The 24276-nt window shown below is 67.1% G+C and carries 19 protein-coding genes and 1 riboswitch; of the genes, 15 read left to right on the top strand and 4 right to left on the bottom strand.

What is annotated here, in order from left to right:
* Window position 1: 1 nt before the first annotated feature.
* Window positions 2-391 carry a thioredoxin gene (gene trxA, locus E0H45_RS27785; protein WP_131342697.1) on the bottom strand — a complete coding sequence of 130 codons (390 nt, stop codon included), beginning with the start codon at window positions 389-391 and terminating at the stop codon, window positions 2-4.
* Between the two features lie 150 nt (window positions 392-541).
* Window positions 542-1417 (bottom strand): aldo/keto reductase, encoded by an 876-nt coding sequence (locus tag E0H45_RS27780; protein WP_131342695.1) that lies wholly within the window; start codon window positions 1415-1417, stop codon window positions 542-544.
* Between the two features lie 766 nt (window positions 1418-2183).
* Here E0H45_RS27780 and E0H45_RS27775 point away from each other — a divergent pair.
* The 8 genes from E0H45_RS27775 (at window position 2184) to E0H45_RS27740 (ending at window position 12520) form a co-directional block, all read left to right on the top strand.
* A complete protein-coding gene (locus E0H45_RS27775) occupies window positions 2184-3137 on the top strand; it encodes a conjugal transfer protein (RefSeq protein ID WP_165546610.1) in 954 nt (317 codons plus the stop codon).
* A gap of 49 nt (window positions 3138-3186) precedes the next feature.
* Entirely contained in the window at window positions 3187-3474 is a 288-nt protein-coding gene (locus E0H45_RS27770) for a hypothetical protein (protein WP_130380595.1), read from the top strand.
* On the top strand, window positions 3474-4046 hold the full coding sequence (locus tag E0H45_RS27765) for a hypothetical protein (protein WP_131342691.1): 573 nt from the start codon (window positions 3474-3476) through the stop codon (window positions 4044-4046). The genes E0H45_RS27770 and E0H45_RS27765 overlap by 1 nt, the downstream gene beginning before the upstream one ends.
* Complete coding sequence (locus E0H45_RS27760) at window positions 4033-7464, top strand: ATP-binding protein (protein WP_131342689.1); 3432 nt, start codon at window positions 4033-4035, stop codon at window positions 7462-7464. The genes E0H45_RS27765 and E0H45_RS27760 overlap by 14 nt, the downstream gene beginning before the upstream one ends.
* The gene (locus E0H45_RS27755; RefSeq protein WP_131342687.1) at window positions 7461-9473 is read left to right on the top strand and encodes a hypothetical protein; all 2013 of its coding nucleotides are present in this window, start codon (window positions 7461-7463) and stop codon (window positions 9471-9473) included. Before E0H45_RS27760 ends, E0H45_RS27755 begins: the two co-directional genes overlap by 4 nt.
* A 6-nt stretch (window positions 9474-9479) precedes the next feature.
* The gene (locus E0H45_RS27750) at window positions 9480-10340 is read left to right on the top strand and encodes a hypothetical protein (RefSeq protein WP_131342685.1); all 861 of its coding nucleotides are present in this window, start codon (window positions 9480-9482) and stop codon (window positions 10338-10340) included.
* Window positions 10341-10357: 17 nt separating this feature from the next.
* Window positions 10358-11479, top strand: a complete 1122-nt coding sequence (locus E0H45_RS27745; RefSeq protein WP_131342683.1) for a VldE C-terminal domain-containing protein — start codon at window positions 10358-10360, stop codon at window positions 11477-11479.
* A 189-nt stretch (window positions 11480-11668) separates the two neighbouring features.
* Window positions 11669-12520, top strand: a complete 852-nt coding sequence (locus E0H45_RS27740; protein ID WP_131342681.1) for a hypothetical protein — start codon at window positions 11669-11671, stop codon at window positions 12518-12520.
* Window positions 12521-12780: 260 nt separating this feature from the next.
* Here E0H45_RS27740 and E0H45_RS27735 read toward each other — a convergent pair whose 3' ends face one another.
* Window positions 12781-13968, bottom strand: a complete 1188-nt coding sequence (locus tag E0H45_RS27735; RefSeq protein ID WP_131342679.1) for a winged helix DNA-binding domain-containing protein — start codon at window positions 13966-13968, stop codon at window positions 12781-12783.
* A gap of 295 nt (window positions 13969-14263) precedes the next feature.
* Here E0H45_RS27735 and E0H45_RS27730 point away from each other — a divergent pair, with 295 nt between their 5' ends.
* The 7 genes from E0H45_RS27730 (at window position 14264) to E0H45_RS27700 (ending at window position 23300) form a co-directional block, all read left to right on the top strand.
* On the top strand, window positions 14264-15733 hold the full coding sequence (locus E0H45_RS27730; RefSeq protein ID WP_131342677.1) for a M36 family metallopeptidase: 1470 nt from the start codon (window positions 14264-14266) through the stop codon (window positions 15731-15733).
* Window positions 15734-15889: 156 nt separating this feature from the next.
* Entirely contained in the window at window positions 15890-16819 is a 930-nt protein-coding gene (locus tag E0H45_RS27725; protein WP_131342675.1) for an oxidoreductase, read from the top strand.
* Between the two features lie 59 nt (window positions 16820-16878).
* Window positions 16879-18468 carry a CocE/NonD family hydrolase gene (locus E0H45_RS27720; protein WP_131342673.1) on the top strand — a complete coding sequence of 530 codons (1590 nt, stop codon included), beginning with the start codon at window positions 16879-16881 and terminating at the stop codon, window positions 18466-18468.
* Window positions 18465-19541 carry a lactonase family protein gene (locus E0H45_RS27715; RefSeq protein WP_238155319.1) on the top strand — a complete coding sequence of 359 codons (1077 nt, stop codon included), beginning with the start codon at window positions 18465-18467 and terminating at the stop codon, window positions 19539-19541. The genes E0H45_RS27720 and E0H45_RS27715 overlap by 4 nt, the downstream gene beginning before the upstream one ends.
* A gap of 79 nt (window positions 19542-19620) precedes the next feature.
* On the top strand, window positions 19621-22077 hold the full coding sequence (locus E0H45_RS27710) for a LamG-like jellyroll fold domain-containing protein (protein WP_202872530.1): 2457 nt from the start codon (window positions 19621-19623) through the stop codon (window positions 22075-22077).
* 66 nt (window positions 22078-22143) lie between these two features.
* Window positions 22144-22962 carry an aldo/keto reductase gene (locus E0H45_RS27705; RefSeq protein WP_131342671.1) on the top strand — a complete coding sequence of 273 codons (819 nt, stop codon included), beginning with the start codon at window positions 22144-22146 and terminating at the stop codon, window positions 22960-22962.
* Window positions 22962-23027: riboswitch (guanidine-III (ykkC-III) riboswitch) on the top strand. It overlaps the preceding gene by 1 nt.
* 24 nt (window positions 23028-23051) lie before the next feature.
* A complete protein-coding gene (locus E0H45_RS27700; RefSeq protein ID WP_131342669.1) occupies window positions 23052-23300 on the top strand; it encodes a CBU_0592 family membrane protein in 249 nt (82 codons plus the stop codon).
* Here the strand turns inward: E0H45_RS27700 and E0H45_RS27695 are convergent.
* Window positions 23297-24145: a hypothetical protein gene (locus E0H45_RS27695; protein WP_131342667.1), complete on the bottom strand. Its 849-nt coding sequence runs from the start codon at window positions 24143-24145 to the stop codon at window positions 23297-23299. The genes E0H45_RS27700 and E0H45_RS27695 overlap by 4 nt on opposite strands.
* Window positions 24146-24276 lie beyond the last annotated feature (131 nt).

The following is a 24276-nucleotide window of genomic DNA, read 5'->3' as shown; positions in this document are numbered from 1 at the left end:
TTCAGTGCGTGTGCGGCTCGGTGCCGTGTTCGGCTTCGTGGGCGGCGATCTGGGCCTTGACCTCTTCCATGTCGACCGCGCGCAGCTGGCCGATCAGGTCTTCCAGGCTCGCGGCCGGGAGCGCGCCGGCCTGGGAGTAGAGGACGACGCCGTCGCGGACCGCCATCAGGGTCGGGATGGACCGGATCTGGAAGGCCTGCGCGAGCTCGCCCTGTGCCTCGGTGTCGACCTTGCCGAAGGTGATGTCACCGTGCTGCTCGGACGACTTCTCGAACACCGGCCCGAACATCTTGCACGGGCCACACCACTCGGCCCAGAAATCAACCAGCACGAGACCGTCGCTACCGACCACGTCGTTGAAGTTGTCCTGGGTCAGCTCGACCGTTGCCACTACGACCTCCGAAAGTAGATGAGTACGCATTAGTCAACACCGATCGGCAGCCGAGTTGTTCCCGCACCCCGGGCAGGTACGCCGGCCGATCTCGTACGCCGTACGACCTGACCGGAATGCGGAGTCTCGTATGTGACCTGGGCCACGTTGTCAGATGGGCATGTCCACGAAGGGTGATGCGTAGTCCTGGACCTCGCCGAGGATCGAGGCGGCGGCCTCCGGGGTGAGGTCGGCGCGCTCGCGCTCTGCAACGATCATTTGTTGCAGCAGCCGGGTCTCACCCGCGGTAGCGAGACCGGTGATCTCGGGATGCCCGTTCAGCAGCCAGGCGGTCGCGGCGGTGATGTAGCGCTGCTCGTCGAACGGCCGGTACCACGTGTCGTACGACTTCTGCTCGCCTTCCTGCCAGTTCCGCCGGGCGATCATCTTGATCGTCATCAGCGCGGCATCCGACGCCTTCACGGCCTCGACCAGGGCTGCGTAGTCATCGGCGTACTGCGGATCCGTGGACAGCTTGTAGTTCAGCGGCGTCAGCACGCTGTCGAAGTCGAACCTGCGCAGCCCCTCGGTGTGCACCGACGGCGCCTGCGCGGTGTGGCCGGTGATGCCGATCGCGCGGACCATGCCCTCGTCCTTGGCCCGGATCGCGGCCTCCAGCGAACCGCCCTTGCCGGTCACGAGATCGAGGTTCTCCAGGTCGCACACGGCGTGCATCTGGATCAGGTCGACGTGGTCGGTCTGCAACCGCTCCAGCGACCGGTTGATCTCGCTCCACGCCTCCTCGAACGTCCGGCGGCCGGTCTTGGTGGCGAGGAAGATACGGTCCCGGATCTCCGGCATCCGGGGTCCGAGGCGGAGTTCGGCGTCGCCGTAGTCGGCGGCCACGTCGAAGTGGTTGAGACCGGCGTCGAGAGCTTCCTGGATCGACGCGTCGGCGCGGTCCTGGTCGACGCCGCCGAGCGATGCGGCGCCGTAGATCAGCACCGAGCTCTGGTGGCCGAGTCTGCCCAGTCGGCGAGTTTCCATCCTGGTCCTCCAGGGGTAGCAGGGATCACTCCGACCTTATGCCCGGAACCGCTCTCGGCAAGCGGTTGTCCACAGGCGATTTTGACCCCTCGCCACGGGAGAGTTTTCCACAGGCCGATCGGCCGATCGGTTACTATGAGTGATCAGTTGGTGCGTTCTCTTACCATGTTGTTCGCACGGATCTTCGAATCTGTCCGCGGCGTGTGGCATGGTTTGCGCTGCCCGCCCGACCTGAGCGGGCATGAGAGAGGAGCTATGACGACGGTACCGAAGGTGTCACGCTTGGCCGGTAACAGTGACGGCGAGGGTGACACTGCCCGCGAGTGGGGTAACAGTATGGCAGCGGGGAGCGATGGACCATCCGGATCCTGGGCTCAGGTCTCCCGGAGTGCGGTCGCTTGCCGTATTCTCCCGGCTACTGTCCGCGTAACTGCTGTCTGAGGGGCGGGTAGGGATGAGTTGGTGGCGAACGTTGCTGAATCTGCCGCCAAAAGGTGAGCACTGGTCGGACCAGCAGCGGCGGAAAAAGGCGGGCAAAGGACGCCCGCAGAGCACCGCGCCGGAGTGGTGGGCCCACCCCGGCGGGCCGGTGTCACCTACCCCTCGCCAGGCGCAGGGCGTAGCCGCGCAGTACGCCGCTCCGCAGGGCCAGCCTCCGCAGAATCCGGCGCCACCGCCCGGAGGCGTGATGGCGCCACCCCGTCGTCCGGGAGCGCGTCCTCCGGAGGAACAGCAGAAGGACCCGGGACATCGCACACCCGAACGCTTGAAACAGCGTTCGCCCCACGGCGCGCACGCGGCGCCAGGCCCGGTCCGCGAGGTGCTGGAGCCCGGGCAGACGCCGTGGTCGACCGAACCGGAGTCCTCTTTCTCCACATGGGCCCGGCGGTTCTTCCGTGGCCTCGTGGTCGTCGTACTGCTGCTGGCTGCAATCAGCGGCATCCGCTCGTGGATCGCGCCGAACAAGACACCGGAGACGGTTGTCAGCGGTCAGAGCAGCTTCCCGTCCGCGGAGGCGAGCGCGGTCGCGACGCGGTACGCCATGTCGTACCTGACCTGGGACGAGAGCAATCCCAACGCACGTCCGGTGCAGATCGGTCTGGACCTCGCCGCGGGCCTGGACAGCAGCGCCGGCTGGAACGGTCGCGGCAAGCAGACCGCCGACGTCGCGTACCCGGGGGAGGTCACGGCCGACTCCAACGGCATCACGGCCGTCGTGGACGTCCGGGTCCGCGTGTACACGTTCACCAAGCAGGGCAGCAGCTGGGCCGCCGGCCCGATCGCCTGGCAGCGCATCTCGGTCCCGGTTGCGCGGACAGCGTCGCGGGTGGTGGTCAGCGGACCGCCGACGTTCGTACCGGACGAGCGGGCGCCGCTGCCGAGCAACATGCCGGAGGCCGGCAAGCCCGATGACGACCTGACTGCGGCGACCGAGACGGATGCGGAGGCCTTCTTCGCGGCGTACGCCGAGTCCGACAAGAAGGTGTCCGCGGTGACCGCGCCCGGTTCGACCATCCGCAGCCTGAACGGTGCGGTGAAGTTCAGTGAACTCAAGGACTGGCAGGTGTACACCGGCAACGACGACGAGCGGCGGGCGACCGCGGCCGTCACCTGGGACGGCGTGGGTGACACCACGCTGAGCCAGACCTACACGCTCACGCTGAGGCGTACTGTCGCCACGGACGGAGCACAGCGATGGCAAGTGGCTGCCGTCGGATGAATCCAGCTACTGGCCATCGGATGACCGAGGCAACAAGGGAGACACCGCAATGACGACTCACGAACTGGCTGCGAGCGTGCTTCAGCTTGCCGTGCCCATGGCCGACCCCAATGTGCCGACGGGCGCGGACTTCAAGGACTGGGTCCTGGTCATCGCGGGGAACATCTTCATCGCGATCCTCGTGTTGCGTGCCATCGGCCACTACTTCAAGCGCGAGTGGGGCGAGCTGTTCGGCCACATCGCGGCCGGGGTGCTGGTCGGCGGGCTGATCTACGCCAACAACCAGACCATCAACGTGCTCAAGGGCTTTTGGGGATTGCTGTCCGGAGGTAATTGATGCGAGTCGGCCGTACCCTGACCCACCACTTCGAGATCGAGACCCGGCAGTACGACCTGCTCGGGATCGACCTCGGGGAAGGCGCCCGGCGCCGGATGATCATCTTCGGAGCTGTGATCGTCCTGCTCTGGATCGCGTTGCTGTTCCCGTTCATCGGCGTACCGAAGAAACCCACGGTCAGCCTGTACGTCGTGCCGCCGTTCGTGATCACAGCGTTCGGCTGGCGGGCCGGCAAGTTCCACGAACGTCGCCGGCGGGTGACCGAGTGGGCGCTCGCCGTCCGGTACGCGTTGCGGGCGCACCGCCCGATCATCGGCCTGGGCGCGCGCGCCGCCGACAAATCGGAGTACCTGCCCTGGCGGGAGCGCATCTCGACCCGGAAGGTGGCCGACCTGGCCAAGGCCCGGGTCACGCCGGAGTGGGAACGCGAGGTCGTGGTGGAGGTCGACCCGATGGTCCGCGCGGGCGCGGACATCAACGTCAGCCAACGGGCCCGTCTGCTGGGCTCGGATCATGTGCAACGGGTGAGTCGCAGGACATCGTCAGGAAGAGGCCTGAATGAAGATCGCTGACAAGCTCCTGAACCTGGTGGGGGTCGGTCGCGAGCGCGGCCTGCCACCACCGCGTCTGGTGGCCATCGCCGACGGTCTGCTGGTGACCGAGCGCAGTGCCGAGGCGTGGTTCTTGATCTCGGTGGCGAACACCGACCTGGCCACCGAGGCCGAGCAGGACGCGGCCCTGGACGCCGCGGTCAGCGCCGCCGCGACGATCCTCGGCGACCGGCTCAGCCACCTCAAGGTGGTGTGGGGCCGCTCGACCGGTCAGGACTACATCGACTCGATGGCCGGCCACTACCGGCTCGGCGACCACGAGGCGTGGGCGCAGACCCGGGCCGACCGGATCGACGAGATGCGGATGCCGGAGCGGTACGTCGCGCTCGGCGTACACCTGTCCGACCGCGACCCGCGGGCAACCGCGCAGGTCCGCGGCTCGATCAGCGACGCACTCGGTACGACGTCGTGGCGGGTGAGCGCGCGCGAGCTTGCGCACCTGGACGAGCGGGTGCGCAAGCTCGCTCGTCAGCTCGGCTCGACCGTGTGGCGGGCCCACACCGCGCCGGCCGAGGTGATCTCCTGGCTGATCAGCCGCGAGATGCACCGCGGTGCGGTCGCGGCGCCGCGACGCGGTCTGATCACCGGTGCCTCGCTGGCCCGGCTGACGTCCGGTCGCGTAGTGCCGTACACCGACCATCTGCGGATCTACGACACGCGTGGCCAGATCGCGGCGTACACGACTGTCCTCGCGATGACGGACTTCCCCGAAGAGCTCGAGACACCGGGCGCGGGAGAGTGGCTGCGGACGCTGTCGGAGATCAAGGCGATCGACGACGACGGCGACGAGATCGACGTCACCGTCGAGGCCTCGGTCCGGTTTCGCGTCCTGACGAAGAAGACCGCGCGCCACCTGGTCGACGAGACCCGGAAGAGCGCGAAGGAGCAGCGCCGCTCGGCCGCGAAGGGCACCGCGGAGGAGACCGCCGACGAGATCGTCGAGACCGAGCGCGTCATGCGTGAGGTCAAGCGCGACATCAACCGCAGCGGTCTGACACTGGTCGAGGACCACCCCCGGTTGCTGGTCAGCGCGGACACCCGCGAGGACCTCGAGGCGTACGTCGACGCGGTGATCGCGCACTACGCGGACCGCGGCATCACCGTTGCCGCCGGCGCGGACGAGCAGCGCGACCTGTGGCTGGAGTCCTTGCCGGGCGACCAGCTCCGCGTGCCGGACCTCGGCCACGTGCGTGAGTCGACCGCGTTCTTCGGGTCCTGGTTTTGGGGCGGCGCGTCGATCGGTGACGCTACTGGTCCGGCTATCGGGTACCTGACCGGCTCCACACCCGGTCTGGTGCGTTTCGACGCCGCAGCTGGTTCCGCTCTTGGCGATGCGACCACGACGCTGTTCCTGGGCCGGTCCGGTCGAGGGAAGACGACTGCCGCGATGCTGGGCGGTCTGGACTCCGCGTTCGCCGGTGCGTGGGTGCCGCTGCTGGACCTGAAGGGCGACGCTGCCGGCGTGTCCGCAGTCGCCGCGGAGTACGGCGTACCCACTGCTCTCATTGAGATCACGGCGCAGTTCTCCGGCGCTGCCGACCTGCTGCGGGTGCTGCCCGTTGACGACGCACTGCTGCAGGCTCCCTCGCAGCTGATGCTGTTGCTGCCGCCGCACCTGCGTGGTGCGGCCGAGGCGCCGGTCATGGCTGCCACCCGCGCCGAGATCCAGTCGCCCGATCCGTCGTCGTGGGGTGTCATCCAGCGGCTCTGCGCCTCCGACTCGGAGACGGTGCGGACCGTCGGCTTCGCGCTGCGAGACCTGGTCGAGACAGGTCTCGGCTCCGTCGTCGCCGGCCCGCCGTCCGGCCTCTCCTCCCTGACCACGAACCCTGGCCTCTGGGTCGTCCAGATGCCCGGCCTGACCCTGCCGTCGCCCGAGTCGGCCCCCGAGTCCTGGTCCCCGATCGAACGCGTCGGCATGGCCTGCCTCCGCGGCTGCCTGGCCTGGATGGTCCGTACGACGGGCCGCCGCGAGTTCCGCGGCCGCTCCAAGGTCGTCATCGTCCCTGAGGTCCACCTGCTGACGAAGACCCCCGACGGCGCCTCCTTCCTGGACTACATCGCCCGTGTCGGCCGTGCCCTGGGCGCCTCCCTCGTCCTGGACACGCAGGACCCGGCCTCGATCCTGAAGCTCCCCGGCCTCGTCGAGCAGATCACCACCCTGTTCGCCTTCAGCCTCCGCTCCCGCGAACAGGTCGACTCCCTGCTCGAACTCCTGGGCCGCCCGCAAACCGCGCCGTACCAAACCCTGGTCCGCGGCATCAACACCGCCGCCAACGGCAAGTCCATCCGCCACGGCCACTGCATCATGCGCGACCGCTGGGACGAGGTAGCCACAGTCCAGATCGACATCCCCAGCCAACAGGTAGCAGCCCTGCTCCGAACCACTCCCGAATCCGAACACGCAACGACTTCCAGCGCTCCGGTCCAGGCCATCGCTGTCCCAGAAGACCCCTTCGCCGATGACGAGGAATCGGCCTTCGAACCAGCGCTCGCACAGGCCGGCCCCGACCACCAGGCTGCCGGTCCGCGCGTCCAGGACGAGCTCCGCGGCCAGGCGCTACCTCCCCAAACCCAGATGCAGGCCCAACCCCAGGCACCCGCCCCGGCTCAACCCAACGGATCTGCTCCGGCTCAATCCAATGGATCTGCTCCGGCTCAATCCAATGGATCTGCTCCGGCTCAATCCAATGGATCTGCTCCGGCTCAATCCAATGGATCTGCTCCGGCTCAATCCAATGGATCTGCTCCGGCTCAATCCAATGGATCTGCTCCGGCTCAATCCAATGGATCTGCTCCGGCTCAATCCAATGGATCTGCTCCGGCTCAGCCCAATGGATCTGCTCCGGCTCAATCCAATGGATCCGCTCCGGCTCAGCCGCTGGCTCAACCTCAGGCACCGGCCCAGGCTGCCCCGGCTGAGGCCGCCTCAGTACCGTTTCAGGCCGCGGCGCCCGAGCGCCCGCAGCCTGCGCCGGCCGCGGCGCCCCCCGGGCCGGACTCGTACGCACCCCAACCCGCGACTCCTGCTGCCGAGCAGCAGCGGCTCGCGGCTGGCAACGGGGTACCGCAAGGCGACCCGGCCCAGCCGAGCCCGCCGCCCAACGCGACCCCCGAGCCCTCACCGGCCCCTGCTGCACAGGCAACCTCCGCCGTCGCCCAGCAGAACGGCCACCCACCAACGCCCTCCAGCGAAGAGCACCACCACCATGCGCTCCGCTACGAATCACCGATCGGCCCCGACGAGGTCTACGACCAGGAGGCAGACGAGGCCGCCTACAACGAGGCGATGTACCCCGCCTACGACACCACCGACCCCACCCCCAACGGCTCCGACCAACCCACCAAGTCCGCCGGCGGCAAGGAGCACGTCGCATGAGATGGCAGCGCCGCACCCGAACGGCGCTCACCGTCCTAGCCATCTCCCTGATCGTCACCTCACAGGTCGCCCTAGCCGCCGACCCCAACCAAGGCCCCACCAACCCTGCGGGCTTCGGCGATCTCCTGCCGGCTCCGGACTTGACCCACGGCGACACCAAGACCCTGTTCGAGGAGTACAGCCCGATGGTGTATGGGCTGGATTTCGAGACCAGCCTCAGGGATCCGATGCAGGGCGTGTTCAACGGTTATGCGCACATGACGATGATGTTCATCGTCGCGATAACTCGAGGCGCGATCGCGGTCGGATGGTGGTTGTTCTCGTTCACCGACATCAAGTCGTTGACAGACACAGCATCGGCTGCGATCGGCAACGTCAACATGGAGCTGGTCGGATGGCTGTTGCCGTCGGCTCTGGCGCTTGGTGCGATCGCGGCATACGCCCAGCGGCGGGCGAGCGGTAGCGCGATGGGCCAACTGGTCTGGGTTCTTGTTGCCGGCGTAGTCGCCACCAGTTTCGCGATGGCACCGAAAACCTGGCTGTCGGGAGTCGATGGTGCCCGCCAGGTCGGTGCAGATGCCGTTGTCTCCACGTCGACCGATGCGCTCGGCGGGAGTATGAGTACACCGATCGCGTGGCCCCAGCCGAGCTTCGCCGGTGCCAAGAAGGACACCTTGCTGCGCAAATCCGGCGATGCTACATGGCGTGCGTTCGCGGCCACCCCTTGGTGCGTCGCCGAATTCGGCTCGATCGCCGCCTGCCAGAGGTACGGCAAGGCGATCCTCGACAAGGGAACAGACGGCGACGCACGGAACAGCTACATCGACAATGAAATCAGCAAGGCGGAGGGCGGCGGCGACGCAGCGACCGTTAAGTGGGCGAAGGGTAAGAACCCTTTCGGTCGAATCGGCGTGTTGACGCTCGGCGCTATTGCCGCATCTCTGTTCGCGTTCTTGACTATCGCGTTGGCTCTCACAGCGCTGATGGCGTTCGTCGGGTGCATGATGCTTCTGGTGGTCGGTGTCCTCTTTGCATGTCTCTGGGCGATCCCCGGGAGACCGCGCCAGTGGGCTATGAACTGGTTTGAAGCCCTTCTGGGGCTCGTGTTGCAGTCGGTCCTTGCCCTCCTCGTGTTCTCGACCACACTCGCACTCGTTACAGCGGTCTTTGGACTGACAGACACGTTGGGATGGCTCCCTGTCAGTGGCCTGGCTATCGCTGTTCTGGTCGCGGGATTCCGCCTACGCAGACTCTTCGAGAGCATGAGCACCATGATGAGGCCCGGCATGGGCAGCCTGATGATGGGCGGGCTGGCGCGCCGCGGTGCGATGGGTGCGGTTCGGCGGGTGATGGGTGCGCTTGGAAGCCGAGCCGCTAGCCCCACTATCGGTGACCGCGCAACGACCAGAGAACGGGATAGGCAATCCCCGGCGCAGCGGGTATCGGCGGTCAGGATCTTTCGGCAGGCACCTGCCCTCGGGGCGGTCGGCGAGAGCGCTGGCGCTCGGCGTTCGCCTGCGCATGCATTAGGCGCAACTCCATTGCAGCGCGCACTCGCGAGTGGTCCCGAGGGGAGCGCGAGAGCTGCCGCGAACGGACGCAGTGACGTGCATGGAGCTTCGGGACGCAAGTCCGCCGACGGAGCCACGCCCGCGACCCTTCAGGTTGCATCGGATAAGAAGAAGGACCGACTTGCAGGTCGAGCGTCCGGCAGAGGCGTTGTCGTTGCTTCGGTGCAACAACCTTCTTCTGGATCGGCATCTGCCGTACGCGGTTCGAGCAGCGAGTCGAAGCGTGGCAGGCACGTTCGTGAGCGCCGTCCGGATCGGCCACTCGTCACGCCGTACGAGTCTCGCTCCCGAGTGCACTCAGCGAGTCTGAGGGACGGGCCGCCAAGAATGCGTCGAGACGCCAGACGAGTACCTACAACCCCCGCGTCGCGTCGCTACCGGGACTACACGATGGCAACCAAGGACGGCGCCAGGCTCACCTCGACCACACCCCGGTGACACGGGATGACAAGCCGCGACCGTCGTAGCGACAACCATCAGGAAGTCTCATCATCCCGTCCGCAGGAGCCGGAGAGTTGGCGTGACGTTGTCCGGGGTGACTACAACTATCCCGACGAGCTGGATGACCTGGATCGCCGCAGTCGGCGCCGTGCGAAGAAGTCATGGCGTCGAGACGACTATGCCCAACGCATGGCGTGGATGCGTCGGCAGCGCCAGGCCGAGCCAACGAGTCCGCTCGCCATCGTCGTCGTTGTGCTCCTGCTCGCCATCATCGTCCTCGGTTTTGGTGGCGGACTGCCGAGCCTGCTAGGTCGTGACGAGCCGAAGAGCGGAGGAGTGGGACTTCTGACCCCGTCTGCGCCGGCGGCACCCGCCGCCGGCGAGACGCAAGCGTCGACGACCAGCGCCGGAACCGCCGGAACCCCCACTGTGATCGCGCCGCCGCCGCTGACGGAGCGTCCATCGCCTGCTGCTACCGCTGCGGCGGACAGCTCGGCGCGAAGCTGGGCCCAGATGTTCTACACCCGGAATCCTGCTGCTGAGTCGTATGACGCTCTTGTCACCAAGGCTTCGAGGTTTACGACCAGTGACGTCAGCGACAGCCTGCGACGTGCCGGAGACTCCACCTATGACGCGTTGAAAACCAGTCAGGGAATGTCACGGGTAAGCAGCATCGACGTCAAGCCACCAAAGGCGGACAGCGCGCCCGTGGACACCCCAAGTCGCATCACCCGATTGGTGACAGTGACGATCGACGTCACCGGAAAGCAGCCGCAGCGGATCGTACTTCCCCTCCTACTCACCTTGGCCTTCGACGGCAACGCTTGGGTAGTCAGTGATATCGACGGCGGCACCGGTCCATGAGCGTGAGGTGACGAGTGATGTTCATGGCCATACGTGCGGGGCAGGCACTCGGGGTGAAGGTTGCCGGCGTGGCCGGATTGGTCGCCCTGCTTGGATTCGTGATGCTCATGCCATTTGGAGTCGGCGGCGAGACAAACCTTGCAAGCTGTCCCGCTGGAGACGCCGGTCGGGGCGGCGAGCCGGTCCCGGATTCAACTGCCCGGGTACGTCAGGTGGCATTCGCGAAGATCATCGACAGCGTCGCTGTTACACGCGGTCTCCCCGGACAGGCGACACTGGTTGCACTGATGACCGCGCTGCAGGAGTCGCAACTCGACAACATTGCCTATGGCGACCGAGATTCCGTTGGCCTGTTTCAGCAACGACCGTCGGCTGGTTGGGGGACGGTCGAGCAGATCATGGATCCGGTCTATGCAACAGAGGCGTTCTTTGGTGGCTCCAGGCCGCCGACCCCTCCGGGGCTGGTCGACATCAATGGCTGGCCTGCGATGACGTACACCGAAGCTGCGCAGGCTGTACAGGTGTCAGCATTCCCCGATGCCTACGCGAAGCAGGAGCAACGGGCCCGAGACATCGCCGCTGAGGCCGGAATCAACCTCGACAGATCAGGCGATCCGTACGCTGGTCGCGCGGGACCGAAGCCGGCCGGAACCACGGGAGTGCCGCTGACGCTGGACCAGTGCGACGATGGCGGCGGGTTGATAGATGGCAAGCCCATCAATGGAGTCTGGCCGCCTCAGGAAGCCACCGTGTCTGATCCCACCGGTACCGGTGGCATGGTGACACAGCGCACCGCGGCCTGGGTCGCGCAGGCCCGTGCAGCTCTGTCCAGTCCGCCCATGAGTTGCTGGGATGCGCATGCTTGGAATCCCACGAGCGATCATCCGAAGGGCAGGGCCTGTGACGTGTTCGTCGGTGGCGATGCTCGACGCTCGGCTCCGATGCGCGCCAAGGGCGACAGCATTGCGAATTGGACGATACAGACGGCGGCGAAGACCGGCGTCCGGTACGTCATCTGGTATGGCAAGATCTGGAGCGCCCGAACGGGGCAGTGGAAGCCTTACAACGGCGGGGGTGTGTACGATCCGACCGATGCGACGGGCGGACACTACGACCATGTTCATGTGTCTCTCTACTAGTGTCCTGGGAAGCTGATGACTGGGGATGAGCGCGAGGGCGAGCGTCCGGACGATGCCGGCCGGACCGCACCGCGACCCGGCACGCCCGGAGGTCCTCCCGGCTCCCAACCGCCGTTGCCCGAACCGCGGCCCAACGCAGGCGGCGGTCCTCCTGTGCAACCCGGCGGAGTTGGCCTTCTGCTTGCTCAGATGGTCAATACGATCAGCCGTGTGCTGCTTGGCTACCTGATTATCTTCTGGCTCTCACAGTTCCTCGGTCTCGAGAACGGCAGTTGGGTCGTGCTCGCGCTTTGGACACTGTCGGGCCTCCTCGTCCTCTGGCCCGGGGCCGACGATCTGTTGGCCCGTTACCTGTTCGGCCTACGGCGGCCAACGCTCGTCGAGAGCCAGCGACTGGCGCCGAGCTGGTTTGGGGTCGGCCATCGGGCCGGCATCGACCCGCGCCCGTTCAGCATGTGGATTCAGATGGGCGAGGTGCCGACAGCGGGTGTCGCGGGCGGTCGGACGGTGGCTGTAACAAGTTGGGCTGTGAACGGGTTGCCGCCAGGTCACTTGGAGGCGGTGCTGGCCTTCGACTACGCAACCCATTTGCATGGAAACAGTTGGATCGGACGCTTGCTGCATTGGTACTCGGCGCCGGCTCGCCTCGTGGGTGCTGGGGTCAGGAGGCTGCTCCGCCTGAGCCGAACTATCCCCGCCGTGGGCTGCACGATCGTTGGCTTCTTGATCCTTGCGTACATTGGACTATTTCTGTTCGTGCTCGTCTTCTACGACGGATGGACGATCCCACTCCTGTACCTCTCGCCTTTGCTGCTCCCCGCGATCTTCGCTGGACTGGGCAAATGGAACGAGCGAATGGCGGACCAGGCCGTCGTGGACCTCGGGCTCGGTCGGAAACTCCTGGAGGTTCTTTATGGCTGGCAAGCCCAGCACCAGCAGGCCACCCGAAAGATCGGACTCACGCAGCCCGACTGGCTGAGTGGCCAGCCCGTGGTAGCCGAGCGAATCCGGGCGCTCGAGCTGTATCTGCAACGGTTCTGACCACACTCAACGTCGCTCGCATCAGGTCAAGCAGCGCCGCACGATGCAGTGTGGGAGACCGCGGCGCACGGAGCTGGATCCCATGATGCGCCGCGGTCTCATCGGCATCACCGGTGTTAGCACACCTCCGCCGACGACTGGACCTGGCAGTTTACGGCTGAGATTTGGGCGCTCGTGGCTCCGTTGGCGGTCTGTTGTGGCGGGGTCTTGGTGTTAGCGGGTGTGGCAGGTGACAGTTCGGCGCTTGGGTGGGTTGTTGTTCAGGCGTTGATGCGTTTGATCTCGGGGGTGGCGGTTGGGTTGGTGAAGGTTAGGAGGGTTTGGGCTTCGGCTTCTATGGAGGTCCAGGCTTGGGGGGTCAGGGGGGTGAAGGGGGAGATTTCGAGGATGGCTTGGGTTTTGGTGTTTTTGGTTAGTTTCCAGAGGGCTTTGGGGTGGCCGTCGTGGAGGACTGAGCCTTTGGTGAGGACTTCGTGGAGGGTCAGGCGCTGGCGGGTCGGGGTGTCCAGGAAGCGGGTTCGGTCGGCGTGGGATAGGAGGAGGTTGTCGTATTCGGGGAGGAAGCGGGTGGGGGCTTCGGTGTCTTCGTGGGGGAGGGGTTGGTGGGGGAGGTCGTACAGGGTTCGGTTGGTGGTGGCGTCGGTGTAGGTGCGGAGGTCGAGGCGGTCGAAGACTTCGGACAGGCGGGTGAGGCCGGACCAGGTTTGGGCGTCGGCTACTGAGGCGGGGCCGTAGGCGGCGAGGTAGCGGAGGATCATCGCCTCGACGGTCGGAGTCGCGTCGGCGGCGGAGGCGATCGAGTCGTCGGCGGAGGTGGCGGCCGCGGCTGAGGTGGACGCGGGGGCGGCTGAGTTGCGGCCTGGGGTGGGGGTGTTGGGGAGCCACAGGTTGGCGGTGGTGAGGGTGGGTTGGCCTGGCTTGTTCCAGAGGCCTCGGGGTGGGGTTTGGATGGTGGGGAGGAGGCAGCGGACGGCGTGGGCCAGGGCGGCGGGGTCTCGGTCGGGGTAGAGCGGGGCGAGGTGGTCGCGGAGTTGGGCGGCGGTGGCGGGGCTTTCGGTCATGCGGGCGATGCCTTCGGCGAGGACGGCGTCCATGTCGAGGCCTTCGAGGCGGTGCCGGCCGTAGGTCTGGTTCTGGTAGACCTCGCGTTCCAGGCGGGGCTGGATGAGCGGGCGGAAGGCGAGGAAGTCGCGGCTGGAGACCAGGTGGATGGTTGCTCGCATCATCGATCCGCGGACGGTCTGGCGGGTTTCCAGGAGGGTGGAGAGGTCGGCGGGATCGAAGTTCGTGAGCCGGGTCCAGAGGCCGACGTACGGCGCTTGCGGGGATTGGGCCTGCATGCCGACGAGGTGTTCGATCGCGTCCAGGGCGGTCGCGTCGTGGCGTTCGAGGAGCCACTGGCGGTCCAGGGTGGCGCGGTTCAGGGCCTGCAGGCTCAGCTTGGTCATGGCGGGATCCTCTCCGATCGGCGGATCCAACGGTAGTCAGAGAAGCGGTCAGGTTCGGTCCGCTATTTCCGCGCGCGGGATCGCGCGAAGGCCGCAACGCGCTCGACGTAGTCCGCACGTGCCGCCGGATCGGCCGCGATCCGGATCCTCGTCGGCGGCTGAGCCACGCTGCAGGGTTTTCCCTTGCACGGCGCGAATCCGGTGACGATCTGCTTCCCAGCGGGTACTGCGCGGAACTAGGGTTCGACGGACCGTAGTGGTTGCGTTACGCAACCTGGACGTGGGAGGGAAACGGATGAGGAAACGCCGTAAGGCGCTCGTGGCCGTCACCGCAGGACTGGCCACTGTCTCGCTCGGGTTGTCGTTCACCAGCGCCGCGGGGGCCGCGCCGGAAGCAGCGACGGCCAATCCGAACGGGCTGAAGCTGATCAAGACCAAGACGTCGCTGCTCGGCAAGCACTATTGGTACCAGCAGACCTTCAAGGGCCTGCCGGTGATCGACGGGTACTACGCCAAGCATGTGGCCAAGGACGGCGCGGTGCAGATCGCGGACGGCCGGGACGCCGTACCGGCGAACCTGGACGTCAGCGCGGCGCTCACGCCGGCGTCCGCCACGCAGACCGCCAACGCCGCGGTGACGGCGCGCGCGAACCGTGCCCGGAGCGCCGAGCCGAACAAGAACCTCGTGCCGCAGCCGGCCGCGACCAGCGGCGCCGCGCAGCTCGCCGTGATTGGTGGACCGAACGCGCGCCTGGTCTGGAACGTCACCAGCCGCTCGGCCGAGGGCGTCAGCCGCTCGCTCGTCGACGCGGACAGCGGCACGGTCGTTGAGTCGAAAGTGATCAGCGACAACGTCGACGGCCGCGGTTCGGTGTTCGACCCGAACCCGGTGGTCAGTGAGCAGAACGAGAAGCTGACCGACCAGAACGACAAGAACCAGGACGCGTTGTTCCTGGCGCAGAAGAACGTCATCCTGCGCAACCTGGACGGCTCCGGCAAGCTCAACGGCCCCTACGTCAACATCGCCGAGGCGAAGGGCGGCCTGGCCCAGAGCAAGACCAACACCTTCGTCTACCAGCGCGCGAACAACAAGTTCGAGCAGGTGATGGTCTACTACCAGATCAACCAGACGCAGGAGTACATCCACCAGCTCGGGTTCACCGACGTCAACAACGAGTCGCAGGACTTCTCGGTCGATACCGTCCCCGACGACAACTCGTGGTACGACCCGTCGACCGACATGATCACCACCGGTGAAGGCGGTGTCGACGACGCCGAGGACGCCGAGGTGATCTGGCACGAGTACGGGCACGCGATCCAGGACGACGTCGTACCGGACTTCGGCGAGTCGGAGGAGGCCGGCGCGATCGGCGAGGGCTTCGGCGATTACTGGGCCGTCACCATGTCGGTGCCGGTCAGCAAGGGCTTCGACCTGCCGTGCGTGATGGACTGGGACGCCACGTCGTACACGAGCGACGAGCCGCACTGCCTGCGACGGACGGACACCGGCAAGACGGTCGACGACAAGACCGGTGAGGTGCACGACGACGGCGAGATCTGGTCGAACGCGCTGTGGGACATCCACCAGGCGCTCGGCCGGACGAAGGCGAACAAGCTGGTCCTCGAGTCGACGTTCTTCTACGACCCCGACACGTCGTTCGCCGCCGCGGCCCAGGACACCGTCCAGGCTGCCCGGCTGCTCTACGGAAAGCCGACGGCCGCCCAGGTCACGAAGGCCTTCCAGGACCGCAAGATCCTCCCGTAACAACACCAGGTCGTGCGCCCACGACTACTGTGGGCACATGACTGTATTGATGCCACTCCTCCGGAGCGGCGGGTCATGGGGCTGTGCCTCCCGGCCTTCCCTCGTCGCTCCGGTCGCTTCGCTCCCTGCGCTCCTCAGTCCAGGCTGGGAGGCCCCATGACCTGGAGTACGGCGGATGTTCCCGACCTGACCGGACGACTGGCGCTCGTGACGGGTGCCACCAGTGGACTCGGGTACGAGACCGCGTTCGAACTGCTCAGACACGGCGCGGACGTGCTGGTCGCGGCGCGGAATCCGGAGAAGGCTGCGCAGGCGGCAGAAACGCTGACGCAGAAGGCCGGACGCGCGCCGACGGTTCTCGAGCTGGACCTGGCCGATCTGGCGAGTGTCCAGCGGGCGGCCGAGGAGGTCGTCAAGTCGTACGACAGGCTGGATCTGCTGATCAACAACGCCGGCGTGATGGCACCGCCGTACCGGCAGACGCTTGACGGGTTCGAGCTGCAACTCGGCACCAACCATCTGGGTCACTTCGCGTTGACCGGCCGGCTGTTTCCGCTGTTGGTCAAGGGCAGCCGGGTGGTCACGGTGAGCTCGTTCATGCACAAGACCGTGCGCGGCATCAGCGAGGACGACCTGCGCCGGCCGGCGGGCAGCTACCGGAAGTGGGAGTCGTACGGGAAGTCGAAGCTCGCCAACCTGCTCTTCATGCTGGAGCTCGACCGTCGCGCCCGCGCAGCCGGGGCCGGTCTGTTGAGTGTGGGCGCGCATCCCGGGTACGCGTCGACCCACCTGCAGGCAGCCGGTCCTGAGCTCGCCGGGCGTGCCCTCCAGGCGCGCTTGTGGGGCGCCGCGACGCGCGCGGTCGCACAGTCCGCGGCGGCCGGCGCCTGGCCGAGTCTGTACGCCGCGACATACCCGGATCTCCGTCCTGGATCGTTCGTCGGCCCGAGCTTCTTCGAGTACCGCGGTACGCCGAAGGTCGTGCTGCCGACCCGCACCGCGCAGGACCCCGAGCTGGCGAAGCGTCTGTGGGCGTGGTCGGTCGAGGCAACCGGAGTCGATCCGGCACTCACCGTGCCGAAGTAGTGACATAGCGGCACCTTTCTGGTTACCCTCCGGTAATTCCAGTTGCCGGAGGTCCTCCAGTGCGCAAGTTTGCTGCCGCCCTAGCAGTAACCCTGACCCTGATCGCCACGACCCTGATCGCGATCGGTCCGCGCGCGGACGCGAGCCAAACCGCGGCCGGATTCAGTACGTCGTACCAGCGCATCCCCGGCGCCGACGGGATCGAGATCGGCGCCGTCGTACTCACGCCGACCGGGCAGGGCGATGGGCCCTTCCCACTCGTGGTGATGCCGTCGAGTTGGGGTGTGCCGAACGTCGAGTACGTCGGTCAGGGCGCGAAGCTGGCCACGGCCGGGTTCCAGGTGATCTCGTACTCGAGCCGCGGCTTCTGGGACACCGGCGGCGGCATCGACATCGCCGGTCCGCCGACCGTCGCCGATGTCAGCAAGGTGATCGACTGGGCCGACGTGCACACGCCCGCGGACACCGGCCGGGTTGCCGCGGTGGGGATCTCGTATGGCGCCGGTACGTCGCTGCTCGCCGCGGTGAAGGACCCGCGGATCAAGGCGGTCGGCGCGATGAGCGGTTGGGCGGATCTGATCAGCTCGCTGGATCCGAACGACACGGTCGCGCTCCAGGCCGTCGCCGGTCTGCTTGCCCTGGGCAACGTCACCGGCCGGCCGGGGCCGGAGATGGCGTCGTTGCAGACGAAGTTCGTCACCGGTGACTTCGACGGTGCGATCGCGGAGGCGAAGCAGCTGTCGCCGGTTCGCTCGGCGGCGACGATGGTAGACCAGATCAATGCGCGGAAACCGGCGGTGTTCCTCGCGAACGCGTTCGAGGACTCCATCTTCCCGCCGTCGCAGTACACGGACTTCTTCACCGCGCTGACCGGCCCGAAGCGGCTGCTGCTGGCGCATGGTGATCACGCCACGCCGGAGGCGAGCGGGGCGGTTGGTCTACCAAATGAGACGTGGGACGAGTTGGCCGGCTGGTTGCGGCATTACCTCACCGGCGCGGACAACGGCGCCGACACGGAAGCGCCGGTGCAGCTGAAGTCGCAGCGTGGCGTGTGGCGTGGGTACGCCAACTGGGCAGCGGTCGGCCAGGAGCGTACGTCGTACCTGACAAAGGCCGGTGCTCTGCAGGGGAACGAGTCGACCGGGTGGAGCCGGGCGATCGGGGCCGGCGTACCAACCGTTGCCGACAGTGGGGTCGCGCTCGTATCGGGTGCTCTGCAAGGGCTGTTGTCGATTCCTACCGGGGTTGCGACGCCGCTGGTGGACAGGACGTTCGCGGGTGTGTGGTCCGCTCCGGCGTTCGATCGTGCGGCCGTGGTCAACGGGTCGCCGAAGGTGCATCTCACCGTGAAGCCGTCGGCGGCGAGTACGTCGCTGTTCGCCTACCTGTACGACGTCGACGCGCTCGGCGTCGGCTCCTTGATCTCGCACAAGCCGTACACGTTGCGCGGGGCGACGCCGGGCAAGGCCGTTCCACTCGACGTCCGGTTGGAGGCGACGAGCTGGGAGGTGCCGGCGGGGCATCATCTCGTGCTCGTGGTGGACACGGTCGATCCGCGGTACCTCGGGCGGAGTGTGATCGGGTCGACGGTGACGTTCAGTTCGCCGGCGGGCGATCCGTCGTGGGTCAGCGTTCCGGTGGCGGCGTGAACCTCAGCCGCCGGGGATTCCTCGGCTTCACCGCTGCCCTCGTCCCGATCCACCAGGCCGCAACTTGGGAGGCGCCAGGCGGCGAACGCCTGTCCCACGGGGAAGCGATCGGTCGGAGAGCAAGCCGCGAGGCCGGAGGCACGCTGTATCTCGGCACGTACGGCGCCGGCGTCGGCATCGCGACGTACGACGCCGAAGGCAAGATCACCAAGACCGGGACGATCGACGGTATACCGAACCCGTCGTTCGTCATCCGGGAAGGCAACTTCCTGTACGCCGTGAACGAGCAGAACCCCGGCGCGGTGACGGCGATCGACATCTCCGCCACACCGAAGGTCCTGAATCGCCAACCCAACAACGGATCCGGACCGTGTCACCTGGCCAAGGTCGGTGACTACCTGCTCAGTGCGAACTACGGATCCGGCGACATCGCGGTCCATCCGATCGCAGCAGATGGGAGCCTTGAGCAACAAACTGACCTGGTCCGGCACGACGGGCCGGAACCGCACGCGCACCAGGTGGTGCAAGTCGGTGAGTACGTGCTGGCCGTTGACCTGGGCACCGACTCGATCTACACCTACACGCTCGCTGCCGGGCGGCTCACGCTGCAGCATCAGGTGAAGGTCAAGACCGGCGCCGGGCCGCGGCATCTGGTATTCCATCCGTCGGGCAAGTACGCCTACGTCGCCGACGAGCTCGACAGCACCGTGACGATCTGCGGCTACGACAACGGCGTACTCACGGTGCTCGACTCGATCCCGACCGGTGCGGGGGAGAACTACCCGGGTGAGGTGGTGATCTCTGCCGACGGCAGCTTCGTCTACGTGACCAACCGCGGTCACAACAGCGTCTCCATCTTCCGCACCAACGAGGCCGGCCTCGAGCTGGTCGGTACGCCGAGCTGTGGAGGGAACTGGCCGCGGCATGCCGCGTTCGACCCGACCGGACGCCTGCTGTTCGTCGCCAACCAGAAGTCGAACAACGTCGTGACGTTTGCGGTAGACGAAACGGCCGGCACGTTGACGCAGACCGGCGACTTCAGCATGCCCTCCCCGGTCTGCGTCAATGTTTGATCATGCGCGAGCACTTGCGCTTTTGTGGTGAGAGCGTTGTCATGGGTTTGCCTTTCTCCGCCCCGAAAGGACGACACCCGTGCTCAAAGTCCTCACCGCAGCAGTCCTCGTGGCCTCAGCTGTCCTGGTCCCAACGGCTCAGGCGACACCCGACTGGCACGTTGGCACACCGCCCCTCACCACACCGTGGACCGACGACGTCTCGCCAACGAACGCTCTCCCCGAGTACCCGCGCCCGCAGTTGACCCGCCCCGAATGGCGCAACCTCAACGGCCTGTGGGAGTGGGCGCCCGCCGCAATCGACGAGCAGCTGCCATTCGGGCGCACGCTCGACGAGAAGGTGCTCGTCCCGTACCCGATCGAGTCCGCCCTCTCCGGTCTGCAGAAGCACGAGGACCGCATGTGGTACCGCCGTACCTTCCAGGTCCCCGACAACTGGAAGGGCCAGCGGCTCGTGCTGCACTTCGGCGCGGTCGACTACGACGCGAAGGTCTGGGTCAACGGGCGTCAGGTCGCCACGCACCGCGGCGGGTACGACGGCTTCGACGTCGATGTCACCAACGCCTTGCACGCGAAGGGCCCGCAGGAGCTGATCGTCTGGGCGGAGGACCTCACCGACGAGACGTACCAGCCGATCGGCAAGCAGCGTGAGGTCGGCGACCACGGCATCTTCTACCAGGGCAGCTCCGGCATCTGGCGGACCGTCTGGATGGAGCCGGTGAACGCCGCCTCGATCAGCCGCCTCCAGATCACGCCGGACCTGCCGAACCAGACCCTTAAGGTCACCGCAGACACCTCCGGACCGACGGGGCTCGACGTCGAAGTCACGGCGTACGACGGACGCCGGCAGGTCGGCCAGGTGAAAGGCAAGGCGGACGCCGAACTCCGGCTGAAGATCCCGAACCCGAAGACCTGGTCGCCCGCCAACCCGTTCCTCTACGACCTCAAGGTCAAGCTGTTCGACCGCGGCAAAATGGTGGACCAGATCGGTTCGTACGCCGGGATGCGCTCGGTCGGACTGCAGAAAGGTGCTGACGGCAAACTTCGGATGGCGCTGAACGGGAGGATCCTGTTCAACCTGTCCACCCTCGACCAGGGCTTCTGGCCGGACGGACTGAACACCGCACCGACCGACGCGGCCCTTCGCTTCGATCTCGAACAACACAAGCGACTCGGCTTCAACACGGTCCGCAAACACATCAAGGTCGAGCCGGACCGCTGGTACTACTGGGCCGACAAGCTCGGCCTGATGGTCTGGCAGGACATGCCGGCGTCGAAGACCGACGCGATGCCCGAGCCGTGGCGCACCCAGTTCAGGTCCGAGCTGCACGAGATGGTCGAGGAACACAAGAGCTTCACCTCGATCACCGTCTGGGTGCCGTTCAACGAGGGCTGGGGCGAGTGGGACCGGACTGAGACCGGCGCGATCGCCGACTCGGTCAAGGCGCAGGACCCGTCCCGCCTGGTCAACGCCCACAGCGGGGTGAACTGCTGCAACTCGCACGGCGACTCCGGCCGCGGCGACCTGCTCGACTATCACGCCTACCTCGGCCCGGCGACCACGGCGCCGACGAGCGACCGTGCGGCGGTCGACGGTGAGCACGGCGGGTTCGGCCTGAAGGTGCCCGACCACATGTGGTTCGGCGACGGGTCGGCGTACGAGATGGAGCCGGACTCGGCGACGCTCACCCGTAGGTACGTCGAGAACCAGACCGATGTGCTCAGATCCGCCCAACAGTGTGGGATCAGCGGCTCGGTCTACACCCAGATCACCGACGTCGAGGGGGAGCTGAACGGCTTCTTCACCTACGACCGCCGGGTGCCGAAGATGGACTTCGCCCAGGTCCGCACGATCAACCAGCGGATCATCGACAAGGCCGACGGAAGCGGCACCGGAGCCCCGGATCCCGGCCCAGGCACGCCCGGCGCCGACGGCATCCACTTCTACCCGCTGGACGGATCCGGAGAAGATGCCGTCGGCAACAACGACGCGACGCTGCAAGGTGGCGCCGGTTACGGACCGGGCAAGAACGGCCAAGGCCTCGCGCTGAACGGATCCGGCCAGCACGCCGACACCGGTGCGGCGTTGCTCGACACCAGCAAGAACTACACCGCCAGCGCCTGGGTGAAGCTGAACAAGGCCGACGGCTCGTTCCAGACGTTCGTCAGCCAGGACGGCGATCGAGACAGTGCGTTCTTCCTGCAGTACTCCGGTCAGGACCAACGGTTCGCAATGAGCTTCCCGGGCATCCGGGCGCTGTCGCCGACGAAGCCGAACCCGGGGCAGTGGTACCACGTCACCGGCGTGCGTGACGTGGTCAAGGGTGAGCTCAAGCTGTACGTCGACGGTCAGCTCGTCGCCGCCAAGTCCGCCTGCACGCTGGATTCCAGCTCGACCGGCAACACCGTGATCGGCCGGGCGAAGTTCGGCGGCAACCCGGTCGACTTCCTGGACGGGACGATCGACCAGGTGCACCTGTACGACCGAGCCTTGACCGACGCGGAGGTGCAGTCCCTGTACGAATCCGGTCGCTAGTTCGAGATGCGCAGAAGCAGCTGAGCCCTGATCCTGGTAGGTAACCGACCAGGGGAGGTGAGTGCTATGGCTGCACCTAGCCAGGTGCTCGCACCCCGCTCCACGGCCCGGTTCCGGCCGCCACGGTTCGGGCTCGGCGGTTCACATCTCGGCGACCAAGACGCGGACCCAGGAGACGGGACCGCAGACGAGACGGCAGTCGCGACGGTCGACGCGGCGTACCAGGCCGGCATCAGGTTCTTCGACACGTCCCCGGCGTACGGCGACTCCGAGCGACGACTCGGTACGGCGCTGCAGCGGCGGCCACGTGGTGAGTTCCTGGTGTCGACGAAGGTGGTCGGCGCCGACCCGGAGGACTCGATCCGGGCGAGCAGCGAGCGACTCGGTCTCGCCGTCGATCTGGTGTTCGCGCAGGACGACGCGGCGTACCCGGTGCTCGATCGGCTGCGGCGCGACGGCGTGATCAAAGCACTCGGGGCGGTGTCGGACGACTGGCGCGAGCTCGATCGGCTGGTTCGGGACGTCGAACTGGACTGCGTGCTGCTCACCGCGCAATACGAGCTGCTCGACCAGTCGGCCAGGCCGCTGCTGGATCGTTGCCTCGCGCGCGGAGTGTCTGCGGTCGTGTCCGGCGTACTCACGCCACAGGTGCTGCAGGTGGAGACCATCCAGGCGCGCCGGCTCTCGGCGGTCTGCGAGCGGTACGGCGTCTCGCTGCCGCAGGCGGCGCTCGCCTTCCCCAGCAGGCATTCAGCGGTCACGTCGGTGCTGATCGCGGCGTCGTCGCCCGCGGAGATCCGGGCCGACGCCGCGCTCGTCCGGCAGCCGGTGCCGGAGCAGCTCTGGAAGGACCCGGAGTTCCTGCGCTTGCTATCCTGGGAGTAGGAGTTCGCGTTTCAGCGGCTCCCCGGACGAGCGGCGCCGTACCCGGTCTGTGACGACGACGCCTTGCCCCTCAGGGAGGGGGTCGTCCCATGCATGCGATCGATGTCGTCGAAATTGTTGGTGCGCTCACCGTTCTGGCCGCGTTCGCGGCCGCCCAGGCAGGCAAGCTGCAGCAGCGCACGATCACGTACCAACTCCTGAACCTGATCGGATCGGGGGTGCTGGCAACGATCGCGGCCGTGCAGTTGTCCTGGGGCTTCCTGCTGCTGGAGGGCAGCTGGGCCGTCATCAGCCTGCTCGGCCTACTGAATCTGCTGAGGCGCGAGGACGCGAACTAGAACTTGTCGCCCGGGTTCGTCGCCGTACCGGGCGAACCCGACGGCGCCACCGTCGGGATGCCGGTGCTCGGTGTGGCCGTCGTCGGGCTGGCGGTCGGCGGCGTGGCGGAACCTGTCCCGGTCCCCGGCGGCGGTGTGGTCGGGGTCACCGTGACCGTCGTGGTCCCGCTCGGGGTCGGGATGACGGGCTCCGGCTCCAGCGGCGCCGCGTGCCGGAACAGCAGCCACGCCAGGAACACCGCGAGCGCCATGATCACGGCCATCGTCAGCAGCGCGAGCGCCAGCGCCCACCGCGACGCCGGGCGCAGCACGTTCGGCCACGGCAGCGGCCAGATCCGGAACAGACCGGGACGCCGACGGTTCTCCCAGTAGTGCCGGAAGTCCGGTCCGCGGAGCTTCCCGGGCTGCGGGATCCTGTCCATCAGTACCGCGGACAGGACCTCCTCGCCCCGGCGCTCCGCGATCAGCCGCTCGTCGGACGCCGCGCTGGACCCGTCGTCGGTCCGGATCGGCCCGATCGCGACCCAGAGCGCCAGATCGTCGTCGTCGGAGTCGTTGTGCGCGAGTACGGCGTCCTCGGGCAGGTCGTCGACGGCGTTCACGAACCGCTCGCGGGCGGCGGCGTCGTCGGCCGATCCCTCGGTCATCATCGCGACGATCGCGTCCCGGCCGTCCTCGGAGCTGGCCGTGTACAGGTAGCCGGCCGCGTTGGCGCCGAGCCGCCCGCGGAGCCAGAACTCGCCGACCCGCGGCGGATCCTCCGGCTGCAGCGGGAGGGCGTCCGGAATCTCCAGCGCAGGCCGGTCCTCCGGCTGCACCTTCGGCTGGGATTCGGTCGCAGTCATCACCCCAATCCCACCACATCCCCGGTAGCACTGTCGCCGAACCCACCTTGAGCACCCACCAACCGTTTCCGGACCGGACATTTGGTTGGTGGGTGCTCAAGGTGAGGCGGGGCGGGATTTGGGGCGGCGGG

The sequence above is a fragment of the Kribbella soli genome (assembly GCF_004331345.1).
GTDB classification, from domain to species: domain Bacteria; phylum Actinomycetota; class Actinomycetes; order Propionibacteriales; family Kribbellaceae; genus Kribbella; species Kribbella soli.
This window is presented reverse-complemented; position numbering and strand designations above follow the sequence as displayed.